General features: G+C 66.9%; 15 protein-coding genes. 8 read left to right on the top strand and 7 right to left on the bottom strand.

Annotation, left to right across the window (positions count from 1 at the left end):
* The first annotated feature begins 127 nt into the window (after nucleotides 1-127).
* Nucleotides 128-2,305, top strand: coding sequence for a (Fe-S)-binding protein (locus tag AC0QDI_RS13260; RefSeq protein WP_474668863.1), 2,178 nt, complete (start codon nucleotides 128-130; stop codon nucleotides 2,303-2,305).
* A 382-nt stretch (nucleotides 2,306-2,687) separates the two neighbouring features.
* Here the strand turns inward: AC0QDI_RS13260 and AC0QDI_RS13255 are convergent, their stop codons facing one another.
* The 4 genes from AC0QDI_RS13255 to alaS all read right to left on the bottom strand — a co-directional run bounded on the left by AC0QDI_RS13255 (nucleotide 2,688) and on the right by alaS (nucleotide 8,582).
* The gene (locus tag AC0QDI_RS13255) at nucleotides 2,688-3,419 is read right to left on the bottom strand and encodes a type 1 glutamine amidotransferase (RefSeq protein ID WP_474668861.1); all 732 of its coding nucleotides are present in this window, start codon (nucleotides 3,417-3,419) and stop codon (nucleotides 2,688-2,690) included.
* 131 nt (nucleotides 3,420-3,550) lie between these two features.
* Nucleotides 3,551-4,798, bottom strand: coding sequence for a class I adenylate-forming enzyme family protein (locus AC0QDI_RS13250; RefSeq protein WP_474668859.1), 1,248 nt, complete (start codon nucleotides 4,796-4,798; stop codon nucleotides 3,551-3,553).
* A 142-nt stretch (nucleotides 4,799-4,940) separates the two neighbouring features.
* Nucleotides 4,941-5,726, bottom strand: coding sequence for an alpha/beta fold hydrolase (locus tag AC0QDI_RS13245; protein WP_474668857.1), 786 nt, complete (start codon nucleotides 5,724-5,726; stop codon nucleotides 4,941-4,943).
* 78 nt (nucleotides 5,727-5,804) lie between these two features.
* A complete protein-coding gene (alaS, locus tag AC0QDI_RS13240) occupies nucleotides 5,805-8,582 on the bottom strand; it encodes an alanine--tRNA ligase (RefSeq protein WP_474668855.1) in 2,778 nt (925 codons plus the stop codon).
* Nucleotides 8,583-8,935: 353 nt separating this feature from the next.
* On the opposite strand from alaS, the gene AC0QDI_RS13235 reads away from it, so the two are divergent.
* The 3 genes from AC0QDI_RS13235 to AC0QDI_RS13225 all read left to right on the top strand — a co-directional run bounded on the left by AC0QDI_RS13235 (nucleotide 8,936) and on the right by AC0QDI_RS13225 (nucleotide 12,636).
* Nucleotides 8,936-9,592 carry a hypothetical protein gene (locus tag AC0QDI_RS13235; protein ID WP_474668853.1) on the top strand — a complete coding sequence of 219 codons (657 nt, stop codon included), beginning with the start codon at nucleotides 8,936-8,938 and terminating at the stop codon, nucleotides 9,590-9,592.
* The gene (locus AC0QDI_RS13230) at nucleotides 9,589-10,281 is read left to right on the top strand and encodes a hypothetical protein (RefSeq protein ID WP_474668851.1); all 693 of its coding nucleotides are present in this window, start codon (nucleotides 9,589-9,591) and stop codon (nucleotides 10,279-10,281) included. The genes AC0QDI_RS13235 and AC0QDI_RS13230 overlap by 4 nt, the downstream gene beginning before the upstream one ends.
* A gap of 132 nt (nucleotides 10,282-10,413) precedes the next feature.
* A complete protein-coding gene (locus AC0QDI_RS13225; RefSeq protein ID WP_474668849.1) occupies nucleotides 10,414-12,636 on the top strand; it encodes a GAF domain-containing protein in 2,223 nt (740 codons plus the stop codon).
* Between the two features lie 379 nt (nucleotides 12,637-13,015).
* Here the strand turns inward: AC0QDI_RS13225 and AC0QDI_RS13220 are convergent, their stop codons facing one another.
* Nucleotides 13,016-14,008 (bottom strand): replication factor C small subunit, encoded by a 993-nt coding sequence (locus AC0QDI_RS13220; protein WP_474668847.1) that lies wholly within the window; start codon nucleotides 14,006-14,008, stop codon nucleotides 13,016-13,018.
* Nucleotides 14,009-14,138: 130 nt separating this feature from the next.
* Here AC0QDI_RS13220 and AC0QDI_RS13215 point away from each other — a divergent pair, with 130 nt between their 5' ends.
* The 4 genes from AC0QDI_RS13215 (at nucleotide 14,139) to AC0QDI_RS13200 (ending at nucleotide 16,658) form a co-directional block, all read left to right on the top strand.
* The gene (locus AC0QDI_RS13215) at nucleotides 14,139-15,233 is read left to right on the top strand and encodes a bactofilin family protein (protein ID WP_474668845.1); all 1,095 of its coding nucleotides are present in this window, start codon (nucleotides 14,139-14,141) and stop codon (nucleotides 15,231-15,233) included.
* Between the two features lie 145 nt (nucleotides 15,234-15,378).
* Entirely contained in the window at nucleotides 15,379-15,636 is a 258-nt protein-coding gene (gene samp2, locus AC0QDI_RS13210; protein WP_474668843.1) for a ubiquitin-like small modifier protein SAMP2, read from the top strand.
* 104 nt (nucleotides 15,637-15,740) lie between these two features.
* Complete coding sequence (locus AC0QDI_RS13205; RefSeq protein ID WP_474668841.1) at nucleotides 15,741-16,193, top strand: GNAT family N-acetyltransferase; 453 nt, start codon at nucleotides 15,741-15,743, stop codon at nucleotides 16,191-16,193.
* Between the two features lie 96 nt (nucleotides 16,194-16,289).
* Nucleotides 16,290-16,658, top strand: a complete 369-nt coding sequence (locus AC0QDI_RS13200) for a hypothetical protein (protein ID WP_474668839.1) — start codon at nucleotides 16,290-16,292, stop codon at nucleotides 16,656-16,658.
* Nucleotides 16,659-16,688: 30 nt separating this feature from the next.
* Here the strand turns inward: AC0QDI_RS13200 and AC0QDI_RS13195 are convergent, their stop codons facing one another.
* Together AC0QDI_RS13195 and AC0QDI_RS13190 are read right to left on the bottom strand one after the other, a co-directional pair.
* Nucleotides 16,689-18,068 carry a tryptophanase gene (locus AC0QDI_RS13195; RefSeq protein WP_474668837.1) on the bottom strand — a complete coding sequence of 460 codons (1,380 nt, stop codon included), beginning with the start codon at nucleotides 18,066-18,068 and terminating at the stop codon, nucleotides 16,689-16,691.
* Between the two features lie 171 nt (nucleotides 18,069-18,239).
* Complete coding sequence (locus AC0QDI_RS13190) at nucleotides 18,240-18,827, bottom strand: hypothetical protein (protein ID WP_474668835.1); 588 nt, start codon at nucleotides 18,825-18,827, stop codon at nucleotides 18,240-18,242.
* Between the last annotated feature and the right edge of the window lie 56 nt (nucleotides 18,828-18,883).

Raw genomic sequence — 18,883 nt, 5'->3', positions numbered from 1 at the left:
CCGTCGAATCGAACACGGACGACTATTATAAACTCGAAATCGGAGGAAAATTTCCGCAAGACGGCAGCGAGGTTGTCTTCCGGCCCGTGGGGGAAGAATTAAGTTACAGCCCTGCCCGTCAATGCACATGAGCACCATCGCACAAACGAGGGAGACGTACTGGGGGATCACCAGCGTCGAGTACGCGGTGTTTTATCTCCTTGCGTTTATCGCTATCGCCGTTCTCACGTACGGCGTCTACCAGCGGTTCAGCCGCTACGCCGAGGGGGACGACGATTCGTTCGAGCGGCTGAACGACCTGTCGGATCGAATCGTCAGCAGCGCCAAAATCGTGCTCTCGAACGAGAAGCAGTTCAACAGGGACCTCTACGGCGGACTGATGCACTCGTTTATCATGTGGGGATTCCTGACGCTGTTCATCGCGACCCTGATCATCATGGTCGATCAGTACGCCTTCCAGAAAGTCCTCCACATGACGTTCTGGGAGGGGGACTTCTATCTCGCCTACTCGTTCATCGTCGACGCGATGGGACTGCTGTTCGTCGTCGGAATCGGAATGGCGATGTACCGCCGCTACTGGGTCCGTAACCACCGCCTCTGGGACCGTCACACCTCCACCGAAGACGACATCTTCATCTGGACGCTGTTCGCGCTCGGCATCGGCGGCTTCCTCCTCGAGGGGCTTCGGATTTACAGCGCCGGTATCCCCGACCACGAGATCGTCAGCTTCGTCGGCTACGGGCTGGCGCTCGGCTTCAACGGGGTCGGCCTCGCGACGCTGGGGGCCGAGCAGGCCGGGCTCAACGGTTCGGGGCTGAACGTCGAGAACCTCCACTGGCTCGCGTGGTGGACCCACTCGCTGATCGCGTTCTTCTTCATCGCGTGGATCCCCTACGCCAAGCCGTTCCACATGCTCTCTTCGTTCGCGAACGTCGTCACGCGCGACGAGAAGGCCGGGCAGCGCCTTCCGAACGTTCCCTCGGATCTGGACGCGACCAACGCGGAATCCATCGACGACTTCACCTGGAAGGAGATCCTCGACCAGGACGCCTGTACCAAGTGCGGCCGCTGTTCCTCCGTCTGTCCCGCGAAGGCGTCCGACCGACCGCTCGACCCGCGAAACGTCATCCTCGACCTGAAATCGTACCGGGAGGACCTCGACGCCGGCGGCGAGGAGAAACCGATCATCGCCGACGGCGGGACGAGCGTGATCAACGCCGAAACGATGGAGTCCTGCATGGCCTGTATGGCCTGCATGGACGCCTGCCCCGTCGAAATCGAGCACCTCAAGAGCTTTACCCGGCTCAACCGCCAGATGACCGACCAGGGCGACGTCGCCCCCAGCATGCAGGACGTCTTCCAGAACGTCATGCAAAACGGCAACACGTTCGGCGACTCGCCGCGCAACCGGGGCGACTGGGCGGACGAACTCGAGTTCGACGTCACGGACGCCCGCGAAGAGGAAGTCGACTACCTCTGGTACGTCGGCGACTTCCCGAGCTACGACGAGCGCAACAAGCAGGTCGCCCGCTCGCTCGCGACCATTCTCAAAGAAGCGGACGTCAGCTTCGGCATCCTCTTCGACGACGAGAAGTTCGACGGCAACGACATCCGCCGCGTCGGCGAAGAGTTGCTCTACGTCGAACTTGCCGGCCACCACGTCGAGACCTGGGAGGACTGCGAGTTCGACAAGATCGTCTGCACCGATCCCCACTCCTACAACACGTTCAAAAACGAGTATCCCGAGGTCAACTTCGACGAGTTCTCGGACGATCCGATGATGCCGTTCGACTACGAGGAGCAGTGGAACGAAGACGGCGAAATCGAGGTCTATCACTGGACGCAAGCCGTCGAAGAGCTCGTTGCCGATGGCAAACTCGATCTGAGCGGCACCGAGCTCGACTACACGGTCACCTACCACGACCCGTGTCACCTCGGCCGATACAACGACGAGTACGAGGCCCCGCGCGAACTCATCAAAGCCACCGGCTGTACGCTCGACGAGATGCCCCGCAACCGCAGCAACTCCTTTTGCTGTGGTGGCGGCGGTGGCGGCCTCTGGATGGACTTCGAGGAGGATCCGAAGCCGAGCGAAGAACGGATTCGAGAAGCGCTCGAGGACACCGATGCCGGCAGCGGCGTCGAGAAGTTCGTCGTCGCCTGTCCGATGTGCATGACGATGTACGAGGACGGCCGCAAGACCGGCGGTTACGAGGACGACATCGAAGTCGTCGACGTGGCCGAGCTCATCGTCGAAGCGATCGGGAAGGCCGACGAAGCGCAGGTCGAAGTCGCCGCGGACTGATCGATCCGCAGTCAGTTCGATCTCGGTGATGCGTGCGTTTCGATCGCGTTCTCCTGCGAACTGACGTGCTTGTTACGGAGCCGTGTACTCACTGTCCGGTTACGACTCCAAATCGCCACGAAACGGCTCGATTACCTCGTCTTTCGACTCGTAGGTACCCCGAATTATCTTCTCGAGTACCACCGATTCGGGGACGTTCCGTCCGATCTCGCAACGAATCTCCGCCTAAAGCTCCTCGAGCCGGTCGGGCGTCGTTTCCGTGATCTCGATCGATGGCGTCATATGTCCTTATTTTGACCCCTCTCAGGAAAATATTTTCGTTGGGTTCCGTTCCGAACCGTCAGTAGCTGGCAGCAGACACCGGGCGGAACGGAACACCGCTTCAATCGGAACGACCGAGCGAAGCCGACGCGTCAGCAGCGGTATCGATCCGCGTCACCTCGCGAACGAACTCGAGGAAGTTGTCGAAAACGAGCTTCGCTTCGCAGGACCGTTGATAGTTCGCGTCCGTGATTTCGCCGAGGATCGACTCGAGGCGCTCGTCGGAAAGCTCCTTCCGGTGGACGAGTTCGCGGGCGGTCTTCGTATCGTACTCGGGGTGGAACTGGACGCCGAAGACCCGATCCTTGCGGAAGCCGTGGTTTGAGTACTCGTTCTCGGCGAGGGGCTGGGCACCCGGCGGCAACGCTGCGAGCTCGTCGGAGTGGCTGGTGAAGGCGGTAAACGTCTCGTCGATACCGTCGAACAATCGCGACTCCGCGTCCGCGACCTGGTCGATCTCGCTGTAGCCGACCTCGTAGACGCCCATATCCGCGACGGTACCGCCGAGAACGTCGGCCAGCAGCTGGTGACCCCAACAGACGCCGAGGAAGGGGAGTCCGCGATCGATCGCCTCGCCGACCCACTCCTTGACGGGCTGCATCCACTCGTCGTCCCAGTACACCGACGCTCGAGAGCCGGTCACGACGGCTCCGTCGTAGTCGAAATCGTCGGGGACCGCGCCGTCGGTGGCGTCGAACTCCGCCAGGGAGGCGTCGAGTTCGCGCCGGAAGTTTCGCGTCGTGTTCTCGTCCTGATGGGCCGCGTTCAGAACGGCGATTCGGAGCTGACTCATTGGGCGCTAGTGGCAACTCGACGGGAATAGGTGTTCCGCCCGGTGCCGACGTTGCCGCGACCGGTGATGGCTCGCTCGCCTCGGACTCGAGTCGAGGGACCGGAAGCCAGCAGCGGTCGACCGACTGACGCTCACTGCAGGTAATAGCTTCCGGACGCGTCGCGACGGAATCGCTCGCCGGAATCGAACCAGCCGTCCGCGAACCGACCGCGGTCGCCGCTCTCGCCACCCCCGCCCTCGAGTCCGCGCTCGGTTTCGACGGGGTCGTCCCGGTTCTCGTCGTCGGTTCCGGCAGCGTCGACGTAGCCGTCGGCGACCATCGGCCCCGAGAGCTGCAGGGTTCCGTCGGCCGCACCCTCGAGAACCGCGCCGTCGCCGTCGACCAACCGGGCGCGACAGTCCGGTACCGGTCGACCGACACCGGATTCGTCGTCGGCATCCGCCGAATCGTCGGTAAATCCCTGGCTCAGCGCGGTCGGACACTCGAGGCGGCCGTAGACCCGTGCGACCGGCACGCCGCGGTCTCGGTAGGCCGCGACCACCTCGTCGTGGACCGGGGCCTCGCAGATCGCCCGCTCGAGCGATGCGACGGCGTCCTCGAAGCCGGATTCGGCCGCGAGATCGCGGAGGACTGTCTCCCGACCGGGCAACAGCGTTGCTCCCTCCTGTTCGATCGCGGCCAGCGCGTCGCCGGGATCGAACGCTCGATCGAGCAGGAGCGTACCGCCGGCGTACAGCACCGACAGCGCGACGCGAACGAGGCCGGCCGGGGTCGACAGCGGTGCCGTGAGTGGAACGACGTCGTTCGCAGCGAGTCCCCAGGCCGCGACGGCACTGGAGCAGTTGCGCTCGATCGTCGCGGGCGAGTAGCCGGCGACCGGCCGCCCCGTCTCGCCGTGGAGGGCGAGCAGCGGGTTTTCCATCGACGGTCGCTCGTCGGCATCGACTTCGTCGCGTTCGGTTTCGACCAGTTCCTCGAGCGTCACCGAGCGATCGAACGGGATCGACCTGACAAGATCCCGCTGAGCCGCCTCCGAGACGACCAGATCGGGCTCGAGGATGTCGAAGGGGCGCTCGACGGTAGCTGGCGTCAGCAGGTGGGAGATCGGCGCGAACGTCGCACCGAGCCGTCGACAGGCGAAAAACAGCGCGATCGCGGCCACCCGGTTTCGCGTGAGGAGACAGACGGCGTCCCCGGGGCCGACGTCCAGGGTCGAGAGCCGCTCGGCCGTCCGCGTCGCGATAGTCGATAGCTCGCCGTAGGAGACGCGGTCCTCGTGAATCGTCGCCGCGGGGGCGTAGAGTCGCCGCTCGGAGACGTCGACGACCGCCGTCCGATCCGGAAATCGTTCCGCCCGACGAGCCAGCGAGAGAGTCACGGTGAATGCTCCAACGCTCGAGCACGTAGTAGACAGGGGGTCAAGCGCAAGCACGGAACCGGAAGACGGGCCGACGCTCGAGCTGGCGCCCCGAGGTCGACGGTTCGCGCTTGCGTCAAGTCCCACCGCCGGTCCGGCCGACTCACTCGGAATCGGCCGTCTGCGCCTCGAGAAAGCCGAGCAACAGATCGTTGACCGTCCGCGAGCGCTCGATGAACGCCAGGTGGCCGGCCCCCTCGAGTTCGCGGAACTCCCCTCGCGGAAGCCCTCGAGCGAGGTCCCGCCCGGCTGCGGGCGAGACCAGTTCGTCCGCACCGCCGTGAATCACCCGCGTCGGCTGGGTCACCTCGACCAGCCACCCCGTCGCATCGAAACCCTCGAGCGCCCCAACCTGGGCGTCCCACCCCTCGCGGTCGGCGTCGCCGTCCGCGCGCCAGTCAGCGATTCCGTCCAGCACGTCGGGCTGGGCCTCGAGGAAGTCGTCTGAGAATCCCGCCGCGATCGATCGGCGAAGCGCGTCCCGATCGTTTGGCGGCGCGAAGAGCGGATCGAGGTCGTACTCGGCCCCTCGAGGCGCGGTTCCGAAGAGCGTCAGCGTCGCCACGCGACTCGAGATCCGGGCCGCCGCGAGCGCGACCGCGCCGCCGAGCCCGCAGCCGACGAGGTGCGCGTTGCGGATCTCGCAGTCCGAAAGAACCGCCTGGAGATCGTCGACGAGCGTCTCGAGGGCGTAGGGGCCGTCGGGTCGGTCGGAGCGGCCGGTCCCGCGGAGGTCCCAGACGACGGCCTCGTGGGGGCCGGCGATCGCGGCGTGTTGCCAGCCCCAGAGCCAGCCGCCGAGGCCGGCCTCGGAGACGAAGACGACGGATTCGCCCTCGCCGGCGCGGTCGTAGTGGATGGAGACGGAGCCGTTCGACGCAGTCGGCATGTGGGGGCCGACGGGACGAACGGTGAAAGAAGGAACCGATTCGATTCGAGCGACGAGAGACGTAGCGGCGGGTCGCGGTCAGGCGTTCAGTACTTGCCGCAACACGTCCGGCGCGTCCTCGAGCGCGTCGTCTAACGCCTCGACGTTGGGGCCGCCGCCCTGTGCGAAGTCCGGCGGGCCGCCGCCGCCGCCGCCGACTCGGCCGGCGAGTTCGCCGACGACCTCGCCCGCGTTGACGCCCACGTCGTCGGGCACGGCCACGACGAACTGGGCACCGCTCTCGCCGCTGCCGAGGACCGCGATCTTGCCCTCCTCGGCGATGGCAGTCGCGGTCGCGCGCAGTTCGTCCATGTCGGCGTCGATCCGGTCGATGACGGCCGTCGCATCGCCGATGTCGACTTCCTCGCCGCCGCCACCGCCGCCGGCTCGAGCCTCGGCGAGCTGTTCTTTCAGGTCCTCGATCTGCTTGCCCCGTCCCTTCCACTCCTCGAAGAACCGTTCGGCGGTCTCGGGCACGTCTGCGGGAGAGACATCGAGAATTTCGGCGGCCTCGTAGAGCGCGTCCTCTTTGTCCTGGGTCGCCGCGATGGCGGCTTCGCCGGCCGCGAAGGTGATCCGCTCGACACCGTCTTGCACGCGCTCGGTGGTGAGAATCTTGATGGTCCCGATGTCGCCGGTCCGGGCGACGTGCGTGCCACCGCAGGCCTGGGTATCCTCGTCGACGTGGATCAGGCGGATCTGTTCGCCCGGCGGGATACCGCCCTGGTAGAGGTCGAAGCCGTACTCGGCCTCCGCGTCGTGGCGGTCGGGCCACTCCTGGGAGACCGCGGTGTTGTCCATCACGATCTCGTTGGCGAGATTCTCGATCCGTTTGACGGTCTCGCGGTCGATCCGGTCGTAGTGGCGAACGTCGATCCGCGAGCTCTCGACGCCCTTCTGGGCACCGGCCTGTCGGATGTGCTCGCCGAGCACCTGCCGTGCGGCGTGAATGACGATGTGGGTCGCGGTGTGGTGTCGCATGAGCTGTCGGCGACGCTCACCGTCGACCTGGCCGTTGACCAGTTCGCCCTTCCCGGGGTCCTCGTCGACCCGGTGGAGGATGACGCCGTCGACGATCTGGACGTCCTCGATCTCCACGGTGGTGTCGTCGGTCGAAAGCGTTCCCGCGTCCGCGGGCTGACCGCCGCCCTCCGGGTAGAACATCGTCTGATCGAGGACGACGTCGTAGCCGTCTTCGCGCTCGAAGACGTCCAGAACGACCGCCTCGAACTGGGTTCGCTCCTGGTCGTCGTAGTAGAGTTTCTCCGTCGCGGGGAGGTCCTCGAAGCGCTCGTTTTCGCCCTCCTCGGCGGTCGCGGCCGCTTCGGGCGTGTCGTGGCGCTTCGCGACGAGGCTGTAGAAGCCGTCGGGAACGTCGACCGCTGCGCCCGTCTCCTCGGCGATCTCAGCGACCATGTCCGGCTGGATGCCGTGGGAGTCGTAGAGTTCGATCAGTTCCTCGGTCGGGATCGGCTCGCCCTTCTTCGCGTACTCCTCGGCCAGCGTCTCGACCCGGCGGCCGCCTCGCTCGAGCGTCTCGCGGTACTTCTCGACCTCGGTGCGGACGATATCGCGGATCGTATCGCGGTTCTCGTACGCGAGGCGCTCGGCTTGCATGTCGACGAGTTCGTCAAGCGGTGCGTCGATGCCGACGGTGTCACAGAGCCGCTTGGTGCGGCGAAGCACCATCCGCGCGAGGTAGCCCGTTCCGACGTTCGAAGGGACGATGCCGTCACCCAGCATGTAGGCCAGCGTGCGGCAGTGATCGGCGATCGCGTAGATGTCCTCGAGGGGTTCCACGAGCGCCTCGAGTTCCGCGGCGTCGACGCCGAGTTCGGCGGCGATCTCGCCGCGGGCGGTCTCCATGTCCTCGGCCTCGTCGATGTCCATGTGGCCCGCGAGCTTGGCCGTGCGGTGGATCAGCTCCTCCTCTTCTTCGGTGTGGTCGATCCCCGCGTTCTCTTTGAGGAACGCGATCATGTCGGGGTAGACCGCCTCGTAGACCGTCGGCGTGCCCTGGGAGACCCAGGTCCAGCGCTCGAGCCCGTAGCCGGTGTCGACGATGTAGGTGTCCATCGGGCTGTAGCGGTTCCCGTCTTTCATCTCGTACTCGCCGTCGGGGTCCTGTTCCATCGACATGAAGACCAGTGTGGCGAGTTCGACGCCGCGGTAGATGACCTCGATGGCGGGGCCGGCGTTGCCGCCGCCGACCCACGGGTCCTCGATGTAGATGACCTCCTCGAGATCGACGCCCATCGACTCGAAGAAGCCGTCGCAGAGTTCGACGGTGTGGTCCTTCCAGTAGACCTCGCCGTGGTAGGCGTACTCGTCCTCCTCGACGTCCTCGCGCGTGTTGAACGCGTGGTGGGCCATCATCTCGAAGGCCATCGTGTGTCGACCCGTCTTGCCGACGTTGTCGATGTCCTGCATCCGGATGCAGGGCTGGGAGACGCACAGCGGGTTCGCCGGCGGCGGCGTCTCGCCGCTCGTCACCAGCGGCTGGAAGTCGTAGATCGACGCCTGCGTCAACAGGACGTCGTCGCGCCAGCGGTTCGCCGCGACCGGGTAGGGATCGATTCGCTCGTGTTCGTTGGCCTCGAAGTAAGAGAGAAAAGCCTCGCGCATCTCCGACAGATCGTACGACTCGTCGAATCCCGAGTTGTCGATGAAGCCGTACTCCTCGCAGGGCGGTTCACCGCAGGTCACCCTGCTCTCGTCGCGCGACCAGAAGTGAGCGCCACACTCCGGACACTCTTTGCGCTCGAATCCTTCCTCCTCGAAGTACTCGAGGCGGTACTCCTCCTCTAGTTCGCTCATTACGCGTCTATTGGCCCTGCAGCGCGTAAAACAGTTCCGCAACCGGCGTCACGACGCGATCGTTCGCGGCGGCGGCGACCGGTCTTCGTACGGACCGGAGCCCCGCGGCACCGCCGCAATCGAGCTATCCGCCCGATACTCCGGTGTGATTTGTTAAACCGGTGGAGTTACAATATCATCTTCGATTAAGATAAGTAATTGATAAGTATCTGCCAGTGAAGCGTACCGGTAATGGCGAATCTCGAGCGAAACCGAGGGGGTGTTCGGACGACGCGATCCGCTGGGACGGATCGAGCGAGTCCGAATCGACCCGGTGACACACGCGGGTTCGCGAACGAGGTCGAATACTGACGATGACGACCAGACGGTCCCTCCTCCGGAAGGTCGGCCTGTCCGCCGTCGGAACGGTCGCCGGTATCAGCCTCCTCCCGTCGCCGCCCGACGCGACGGAACCGACGGGGACGGTCGAGGCCGCCGAGCCCCCCGCGGCGGTCGCCGACTGGGTCGACGAACCGATCACCGACGAAGACGACGCGCCGATCGGTCGCTACCACTACGAGCCGACGGTCGACGGGTTCCGCGCGACCGCTCCGTTCAACGTCGTCGTGCTCCCCGAAGCCGACGGCGAGCGCGGCCTCGAGACTGTCATGTCCGTCCTCGAGGGAGAAGGGTGGATACGCGGCCCCGAGGAATACACGCGGTTCGCCTGGGATCGGGAGACCGAGTCGTACGTGCGCCAGCAGGCCACGGCCGCCCAGGCCTACTACGGCGTCAACGGTCGCCGCCACGTCCGGTGCTGGTCGTTCGAAGGCGTCGTCTCGATGCAGGCCCACGAGGATTCCCCCGCTCGGCCGACGCACGGGGTCCCCTCCTACCGGCGGGGCCGAGACACGATCGAAGCGATCTTCGACGGAGCCGGCTGGCGGGTCTCCCCCGGTGCGATCGATCTGGCGAACGCGAAGGCACCCGATCACGACGGGTTCGCGACGGTCGTCGCGGAGGACCCATGAGTACCGAGACGGACGACCACCGATCGCTCGAGGTACGGGCGGCCGTTAGCGCTGCCCTCGAGCACCCCCTGCTCGGTCTCGACCCGCGACGGACGGCGCTCGCGGGAGCCTCTGTACTGGGGCTCATCGCGATGTTTCTCGCCAGCTACGTCGGAACGGGGGTACCGATCGGCGACGCCCTTCGCACGCCGCTGACAGCGGGGCTGGATACGCTCAGCCTGCTCGTCATCTCGCTGGTGGCGGCGACGATTCTGCTCGCGCCGTTTTGCTACGCGGTCTGGAACGGCGGTCCGCTGCTGTCGTTCGGTCTTCCCCTCGTCCCGGTCGTCGTCGGCGACGCCGTGGCCGGTGCGTACGTGCTCGATCTCGATCTCGCGGTCGCGTTGACCGTCGGCGCGAGTGCAGCCGCACTCGCACTCCTCTCCGCCGACGTTCGGCGGGTGGGGTCCGTTCGATTCTGGCGGGCCGGCATCGACGAGGATCGGTTGTTGTTGGTCACCGCGATCGCGACCGTCGCCGCCGTCGGCGTCGGCCGGTTCGTCGGTACCGCCCCGTCCTACGTGCTCGAGTGGTACGCGCCGATGAGTCCCGTCTGGCTCGTGACTGCCGCCATCCTCGGGAGCTACTGGCTGAACTGGGTTCGGTCGGCGTGGCACGCTCGTACCGACCGGAGCGCCGGAGGGTCGTAGTGTTCCACCGGGTCTCCCGAACCGACGGCCGATCGGATCCGCGACCGGAGCCCGTCGATCTCCGCTTGCAACTCAGCGTTCGATACGCACAGTAGAGCTTTATCGTGCGGGACAGTCACGCTACACAGACAATTGAACGGCGACGGCACGGCGACTCCGCCAGCGAACCCCCGACCGCGAACGGTACTCTACGTGGCCGCCTCGGAGACGGCCGCCAGCGACGGTGCCGGTGCGCTCGAAGGGGTCGAGTCGGGGCCGAAACGGTCGGTCCGCGCCGTGACCGACGTCGACCGGGTCCGCACCTGGGCGCCGGAGTCCGACTGCGTCGTCTTCGCCGAGACGCCGACGACCGCGGCGGGGTCGAATCTGCTCGACGTGGTCGAGGCCTGTGACTCCGCGCCCGTGATCCTCTTTTCCGAGGCGTCGTACGCGCCCGCTGCCGCCCGGTCGACCGACGGCATCGACGGCTACGTCCGCCGCGATACCGACGACGCCGTTTCCCACCTCGCGGACGAGATCGAGTGGGTCTGTGGCGGCGTCGGGACCACCGGAAACGCCGGTGGGCGCGATATCGACGCGGAATCCGACTCCGATGCCGAGGTCGAATCCGACTCCGATGCCGAGGTCGAATCCGACACCGACGCCGAAACAGATCCCGAGGCTGAATCCGACACCGAAACCGATGCCGAGGCTGACGTGATCGCGATGGCCGGCGTCCCGGCGCCACCGAGCCACGGACCGGCCGACGTACTCCTCGAGTCGATCCCCGAACTGGTCGCCTGCCGCGACCGCGATCGGCTCTTCGAACTGGTCATCGAAATCGCGGCAGACGCGCTCGAACCCGAGTACTGCTGGCTGTCGACGGTCCGCTTCGGTGACCTCGTCCCGCGGACGACCGCGCCGGGGCTCTCGGCCGACGCGCTCGAGTCGCCGTCGCGTGCGGGACCGCTCGGAGACGTCCTCCGGACGGGCGAGCCGCTCCGAATCGACGACCTCGCGACCGACGATCGGCTGGCGACCCCGCTCGAGGGGGTCGAGTCGCTGTACTGCGTTCCGGTCGGCGACGTCGGAATCGTGCACGCGGCCGCCGACGAGCCGGCCGCGTTCGCCGAGCGCGACTGCGACGCCCTGGCGGCGTGGGGCCGGATCGCCACGTCGGTTCTCGAACGACTCGACGCCGACGCGACCCACACCACGGCGCGAGAGCGCTTGCGTCGGGAACGGGACCGACTACGGACCGAGCGCGACCGACTCGCGGCCGAACGCGACGAACTGGCGGCCGAACGCGACCGCTACCGAACGCTCTTCGCGAACGTTCCGAAGCCGGCCGTCCGGTACGAGGTCGTCGACGGAGAGCCCGTCGTGCAGAGCGTCAACGACACCTTCGTCGACGTGTTCGGCACCGACCCCGAAACGATCGTCGGCGACCCCGTCGACGAGTCGACCGTCCCGCCGGGTCTCGAGCGACGGCGGGCGACGCTCCTCGAGTCGCTGCGGGCGGGCGAGCGTCGCCAACTCGGCAGCCGGCGCGAGACCGTCGACGGCGTCCGCGAGTTCCTGCTCACGCTGGTCCCCCTCGCTGTAAACGCCGCCGGGGACGAACACAGAGGTGCGGTCGCCGAGGGGAACGAGGACGCCGACCACAATCCCGAGGGATTGATCGTCTACAGCGACGTCACCGAAACCAACCGCCGCGAACGTGAGCTGGCCGCCGCCGAAGCGCGCCTCGAGACGATCGCGGCCCTGGTCGCCGACGAGGTTCGACCGCCGCTGAACGTCGCCCGCGGCTACCTCGAGATCGCCGAGGAGACCGGCGATCGGGAGCACTTCGCGGCGGTCGACGACGCGCAGGAGCGGCTGCGGGAACTCGTCGATCGGCTGGTCGCGATCGCCCGACGGGACGAGGTGATCGTCGAGACCGAACCCGTCGCCGTCCACGACGTTGCGCGGCGGGCCTGGGTCGCCGTCGACACCGGCGACGCGCGGCTCGTCACGCGGGCGGCGAGCGATCGCGTCCTCGAGGCCGACAAGGCGCGTTTGCGGGAGCTACTCGAATCCCTGCTGGTGGCCGTCGTGGACGAGGCGACCGAGGAAGTGCCAGTCGTCACCGTCCGCGCGACCGACGACGGCTTCGCCGTCGTTCGCCGCGACCCGGCCGCCGCTGAGGCGGACGCCGATCTCGAGGCGGATCCCGCCTCCGGTCGGTTGGCCGCGGCGGACGGGACCGGCTTCGGGCTCGGTACCGTCGAACGGATCGCCGATGCCCACGGCTGGGACGTCGGCGTCGCCGACGCGAACGGTCGCCTCACGGTCTCGTTTCGCGGGATCGAACCGGCCGACGTGGAGGGAGAGTGACTCCGTTCGAGAGTCGACCAGCGGTACGCGGCTCGAACTGGCTGTAACTCAGCCGTTCCGTACAGGGTAGCCACGTCTCACTCGAGACCAGCCAACGGCATGCGGTGGCGCGCGCTGGGCCGCGGCGAACAGACTGTGAGCCGCGGTATAAAGCCGTGCGAGGGATGAGTGAGCGCCGTGAGGCGCGAACGAATCGGCTGGGGAGGGCGTGGCGATCCCCTGTTGCCACGATAGCAGGACACTTCGTTCACTGTATTCCAGCCAAAACCTACTGTTCCATTCACACAGTTTTCCTCTCGTACGGACTACTCTCCGTCAGTTCCGGCGCATCCGAGACCCGCCAGACGACTGCACCGGCATACGGGCCCGGCGGACCGTTTCAGGCCTCGTTCTCGAGCGCCAGCGACGCCAGCATCGCCTCGAGTTGCAGCCGCTCGTTCGCGCCTTCGGTGATCCGGTAGTCGACCTCGCCCAGGCGCTCGAGCAGGCGGACCGTCGCCCGCTCCGGAATGTCGAACTCCCAGGCGGAGCGGTGGAGCTGGTCGATGACGTCGCCGCCGGCGAGCCCGCGCTCGGTCAGGAGGTCCTCGAGGGCGGCTCGAGCGGCGGTGAAGTCGCCGTCGATGGCGTGGCCGACCATCGCCTCGACCTCCTCGGGGCGGGCCGTCGTGGTGATCGCGAAGACGGTCTCCTCGTCGACGGTCTCGCCCATCACCGCGGCGGCCTGCAGGGCGTTGATCGCCTTCCGCATGTCGCCGTCGGCCGCGTAGACGAGCGCGTCGACGCCGTCGTCGGTCACCGCGATGTCCTCGTTCGCGGCGATTTCGCGGACCTGCGCCTCGATGGCGTCCTCGGAGAGTTCGGTGAACCGGAAGACCGCACAGCGGGATTGGATGGGGTCGATGATCTGGCTCGAGTAGTTACACGAGAGGATGAAGCGCGTGTTGTTCGAGAACTGCTCCATCGTGCGGCGCAGCGCGGACTGGGCGTCGGAGGTCAGCGCGTCGGCCTCGTCCAGAAAGATGATGCGGTGAGAGTAGCCGCCGAACGAGGAGCGCGCGAAGTCCTTGATCCGGTCGCGGACGACGTCGATCCCGCGCTGGTCGGAGGCGTTGAGCTCGAGAAAGTTTTCGCGCCAGTCGTCGCCGTAGACCTCTCGAGCGATACTCTTCGCCGCTGTCGTCTTTCCCGTACCGGCTGGTCCCGCGAAAAGAAGGTGGGGGAGGTCGTCCTGTTCGACGTAGTTCTCGAGGCGCGGGATGATGTTCTCGTGGCCCTTGATGTCGACGAGTCGCTCCGGGCGGTACTTCTCGATCCAGACTTCGGTCTTGCCGGGGGTGGGCTCCGCCGCCTCGGCGTCGGCCTCGCTCATACCGGTCGAAGGGGTGGCCCGAAGATAAAACGACCGAAGGTCGGTGTGCGTCTCGAGCGGCCGCCAGAACCGCCACACATGTTGATATTTGAGTAACATGTTTTTCTCTCTGCTTATCGGAGAGCGATCCATGAACGGGGAGAACAACCGATCGCGGCTCGTCGTCGCGCTACTGGTCGCGGTCGTGGTCATCGGTATCGTCCCGGCGACGGCCGCCGCCCAATCCGACGCCCGAACCGGCGGAAGCGTCGTCGTCGAGGAAGGCGAAACGGTCGACAGCCTCGAGGCGTTCGGCGGAAGCGTCATCGTTCGTGGCACCGTCACCGGCGACGTCAGCGCCGTCGGGGGCGACGTTCGAATCGAGGAGACGGGCCAGGTCGACGGCGACCTCGAGGCCGCCGGCGGGAGCGTCACCATCGCCGGGACCGTCGACGGCGACGTGGAGGTCGGCGCGGGGAGTTTCACGGTCACCGAGAGCGGGACCGTCGGCGGCACCGTGACGGCCGGGGTCGGAAGCGCGACGGTCGACGGTACGCTCGAGAGCGACGCCGAAATCGGAGCCGAGACGATTCGGCTGGGCGAGAGCGCCTCGATCGCGGGCGATCTGCGCTACGACGGCGACCTCGAGGGGAACACCGATGCCGTCGCGGGCGAGATCCGGGAGGACTCCTCGCTCGGGGTCGACGTCGCGCCGACGATTCAGCCGTTCGCGTCGTGGCTGTTCACCGCCTACGCGTTCGCGGTGAATCTGCTACTCGGCGCCATACTGCTCGCGCTGTTCCCGCGGTTCTCCGACGCCGTCGCCGACCGCGTCGCGACGGGTCCCCTCCGCTCCGGACTGGTCGGGCTCGGTGTGCTCGTGGGGATCCCGATCCTCCTGATCGCGCTCGCGATCACCGTCGTCGGCATCCCGCTGTCGATAGTCGGCGGCTTCGCGTTCGCTCTGCTGCTCTGGATCGGCGTCATCTACGGCCGCTTCGCCGTTGCCGCGTGGCTCCTCTCGCTGGTCGGTCTCGGCAACCGCTGGCTCGCGCTCGTCGTCGGCCTGCTCGCCGGTGCCCTCCTCTCTCGGCTGCCCGTCCCCGTCGTCGGCGAGGCGATCAATCTGATCGTCCTCCTGCTCGGACTGGGTGCGATCGCTCGGGCGCTGTTCAGCAATCGACGGCACGCTCGAGAGCGAGAACGGCGGGTCGGCTCGGGTGCGGACGAACCGACGACGGACTGATACAGTCTGTCGTACCGAGCTGCCGGCGCGGCCGCGAATCGTCCAGCGGGTGCGCCGAAACTGACCGACAGTAGTCGTGTGACGATGCGGAACCTGCGAGCGCGCGGAGCGACGCGCTCAAGACCATCGCTCCACAACGCGCCGTATGCACGTCACCGTCGACGTCAAGGGCGAGGACACCTACGAACTCGAGCTCGAGGCGGTGACCGCCGACGCGTCGGGGGGCGTCGACGACGGCGGGCCGACCGATGCGACGCCGACGTACGCGGACCTGCTCCGCGAGGTCGAACTCAGCCCCCACGAAGTGAGCGTCCTCGTCGACGGGCGGCCGGTCCCCGAGGACCAGCCGGTCGAGAGCGATCGCGTGACGGTGTTGCGGCTCATCAAAGGCGGCAGCCACTGAGAACCGGCTCCGAAAGGGTCGAACCCGTTCCGCGAGACGGGACGGTATTCGATCGGCCCGAAACCGACGCGTTGTTAGCCCCCGCCGATCGACCCTCATGACGGATGTTCGTCCGCACGGCCACTCCCGACGACGCCCTCGAGGTCCGGCGCATCCTCGACGCAGCGTTACTCGAGCCGGGCGACGTCGAAAGCCGAATCGACGCCAGTGACGTCCTCGTCGCGGGTGATCGACGGGGTCGCGCGGCGAGCGCCGGTGACGACGGGGCCGCTCCCGCGGACGGCCCGGACGCGAGCGAGCGAATCCTCGGCACGGCCGTTCTCGAACCCCTCGACGCCGAGTCCGGGGCACACGTCGGCGCGATCGGTGTTCGGCGTCGCCATCGGGGCCAGGGTATCGGGCGAGCGCTGATCGAGAGGGGCCTCGAACGTGAAGGCCGACTAACGGCCAGATTCGACGACGGCGTCCGGCCCTTCTACGATCGCCTCGGGTTTTCGATCGAGCCGATCGACGAGCAGCGTTACTCCGGCGTCGTGATCGCGACCGACAGCGTCTGACCGCGGTCCGCGCCAGGCCGTCCGGTCCCGATTCTCGCCGCGACCCGTCGCCTGCCGGCGGAGTTTTATCCGAGAGAACGTGGTAGCCACCTCCGCATGGCGCTCCAACGGATGCTCAGCGGCGATCCGTCGAAGAGTTCGAAGGTCTATCTGGCGATCGGTGCGCTCTCGCTGGTCAAAGCGCTCGCGGTCCGGAAGGATCGAGAGCGGTTCCGGCGCGAGCTACTCGACGCCGGCCTGTTTCTCGGCGTCGGGTTCGTCCTGCACCGGTTCAGCCGGATGAAAGCGCAGAAACGACGGGAACTCGAGTCCCAGGTCCCGGACTGGGCGGTCGACGCGATGACCTCGGAATCCGCCTCGAGGGCCCTCCGATCACTCGCGAAACGGCAACTCGGCGGTCGATCGGAGCCCGAACCGGAACCGACGCTACGCGACCGCGCTCGCGGCGTCTTCTCGAGTCTGTAGCGGCCCGATCCGAGGATCCTCCTCTCACGGTCAGTTAGTATTCGTGTCAGTCACAGTCGCGGGCTCGGCGGAGAGCGGCGCGAGCGACGCCGAAAAGTGACGGAGCTCCGGGACGGCGGGATTGGAAACGATCTCGAGTCCGGAGACCTCGTCGCGCTTCTCGAGGACGGCTGCGGCCGTCTCGACGACGTGATCGAAGTGCTCCCGGTGATAGGTCCGGCGCGGGACCGCGAGCCGAACCAGTTCCGGCCGGTCGGTCTCGGGAAACGCGAAGCTCCCCAGTTCGACCCCGCGAACCCCGCCCTCTCGATACAGTTCACAGACCAGCGCTTGCCCCGGAAACTCGTCGGCCGGGATTTCCGGAAACGTCGCTCCCGCGTCGATGTAGACCGCGTGCCCGCTGGTCGGGGTGTACACCGGAAGCCCGACCGCTTCGAGCATCGCGCCGAGTTCGCGGACCTGTTCGACCCGGTCTTCGACGTACGACTCCTCGACGGCCTCGCGCAGGCCGACGGCCATCGCGGCGACGTCCCGCCCGGCCATCCCGCCGTACGTCGGGAATCCTTCGTAGAGGATCGCGCGCTGTTTGCACCGCTCGAAGAGGGCCTCGTCGTCGGTCGCGACGAAGCCACCGACGTTCACCAGCCCGTCTTTCTTCCCGCTCATGACGAGCGCGTCGGCGTATCCGAGTTGCTCGCGAGCCGCCTCGGCCACCGTCGCGTCGGCGAACTCGTCCTCGCGCCGGGTCACGAAGTAGGCGTTCTCCGCGAACCGGCAGGCGTCGATCACGAACGTCGCGTCGATCTCGTCGGCGAACGCCCGAACGCGACGGGTGTTCGCGACGCTGACCGGCTGGCCCGCCGTCGAGTTGTTCGTGATCGTCAGGATCACCAGCGGGACGCGCTCCGGACCGACCTCGTCGACGACCGCTCGCGCCTCCTCGAGCGAGAAGTTTCCCTTGAACGGCTCGGTCGCCGCCGGATCGTGTGCGCCCGACACGGGACAGTCGATCGGATCGGCACCCTGATTCGAGACGTGCGCTCGCGTCGTGTCGAAGTGGGTGTTGTTGAGCGCGACGTCGCCCTCGGAGAGTAGGGTGCCGTAGAGGACGTTTTCCGCACCGCGACCCTGGTGAGTCGGCACCACGCGGTCGAAACCCATCACGTCCGCGACCGCGGACTCGAGGCGATCGAAGCTCGCCGACCCGGCGTACGCTTCGTCGCCCCGGAAGAGCGCGGCCCACTGGTCGTCGCTCATCGCGCCCGTCCCGCTGTCGGTCAGGAGATCGACGAAGACGTCGTCGGCGGAGAGATTGAACGCGTTGTACCCGGCGTCCTCGAGCGCTTGTTCCCGCTGTTCTCTCGATGGAAGGCGGATCCGCTGGACTACTTTCGACTTGTAGGCGACCATACTCGTTCGACACCGCCGCGCGTGTTCACTCTAGTTGAAGTAGTGTGATCGTCGACGGCTCGAGTCGGTCCCTCCCGGACGAATCGGCGCATCGATGGACGGAACCGGCGGAACCCTCGTGGACGAAAGTGACGACGACGGGACGGCCGGCCGACTCGCTCCAGAGAAGATCTACTGATCGTCGATCCCGGCGCTGTCGAAAGCGTCGTCGGTGAGCCGCGTCGGGGTCGGATCGGGGCCGACGAGTTCCAGGTCGTCGGTCCCAGCGCCGCGGACGGTGAGCGTGCCCGACGAGGCGACCGCGGTATCGGCCGAACCGGCGTTCGTGGACGCGGTCGTTTCGACACCCTCGTCGGAGCCGGTCGCTCGGGCCGAGGTCGGATCGGTTTCGGTGACCGCGCCGAGTTCGGCCGCCGTCGCGTCGATCACGGCGCCGTCGTCCCGCACGATCACGTCCGAGTCGCCGATGAATTCGAACTCGGGGTCCGCTCCCGTCGCGGACGCGCCGTCGTCATCGTCGGTTCGGTCCGTCTCGCCGGGGTCGGTATCTCGGGCCTTCGAATCAGCCGTTTCGACGTCCTCGAGGTCCGCGAACAGTTCGGTCGCCGTCGTATCGACGACGTCGTCGGGCTCCGTCTCGTGCTTCCCGCCACTCTCGATCAGCGCGTCGATCGTCTCCGCGTCGTGTGCCTCGAGGATCGCGTCGGGGTCGGACTCGATCTCTTCGAAGACCTCCCTCGCCGTCGAATCGGTACTCATGGATCCGACTCCACCACTCACCCCCTTCGTTACGGTGGCGTTACCGATGTATTACC

The sequence above is a fragment of the Natrinema sp. LJW11 genome, assembly GCF_056135975.1.
This window is presented reverse-complemented; position numbering and strand designations above follow the sequence as displayed.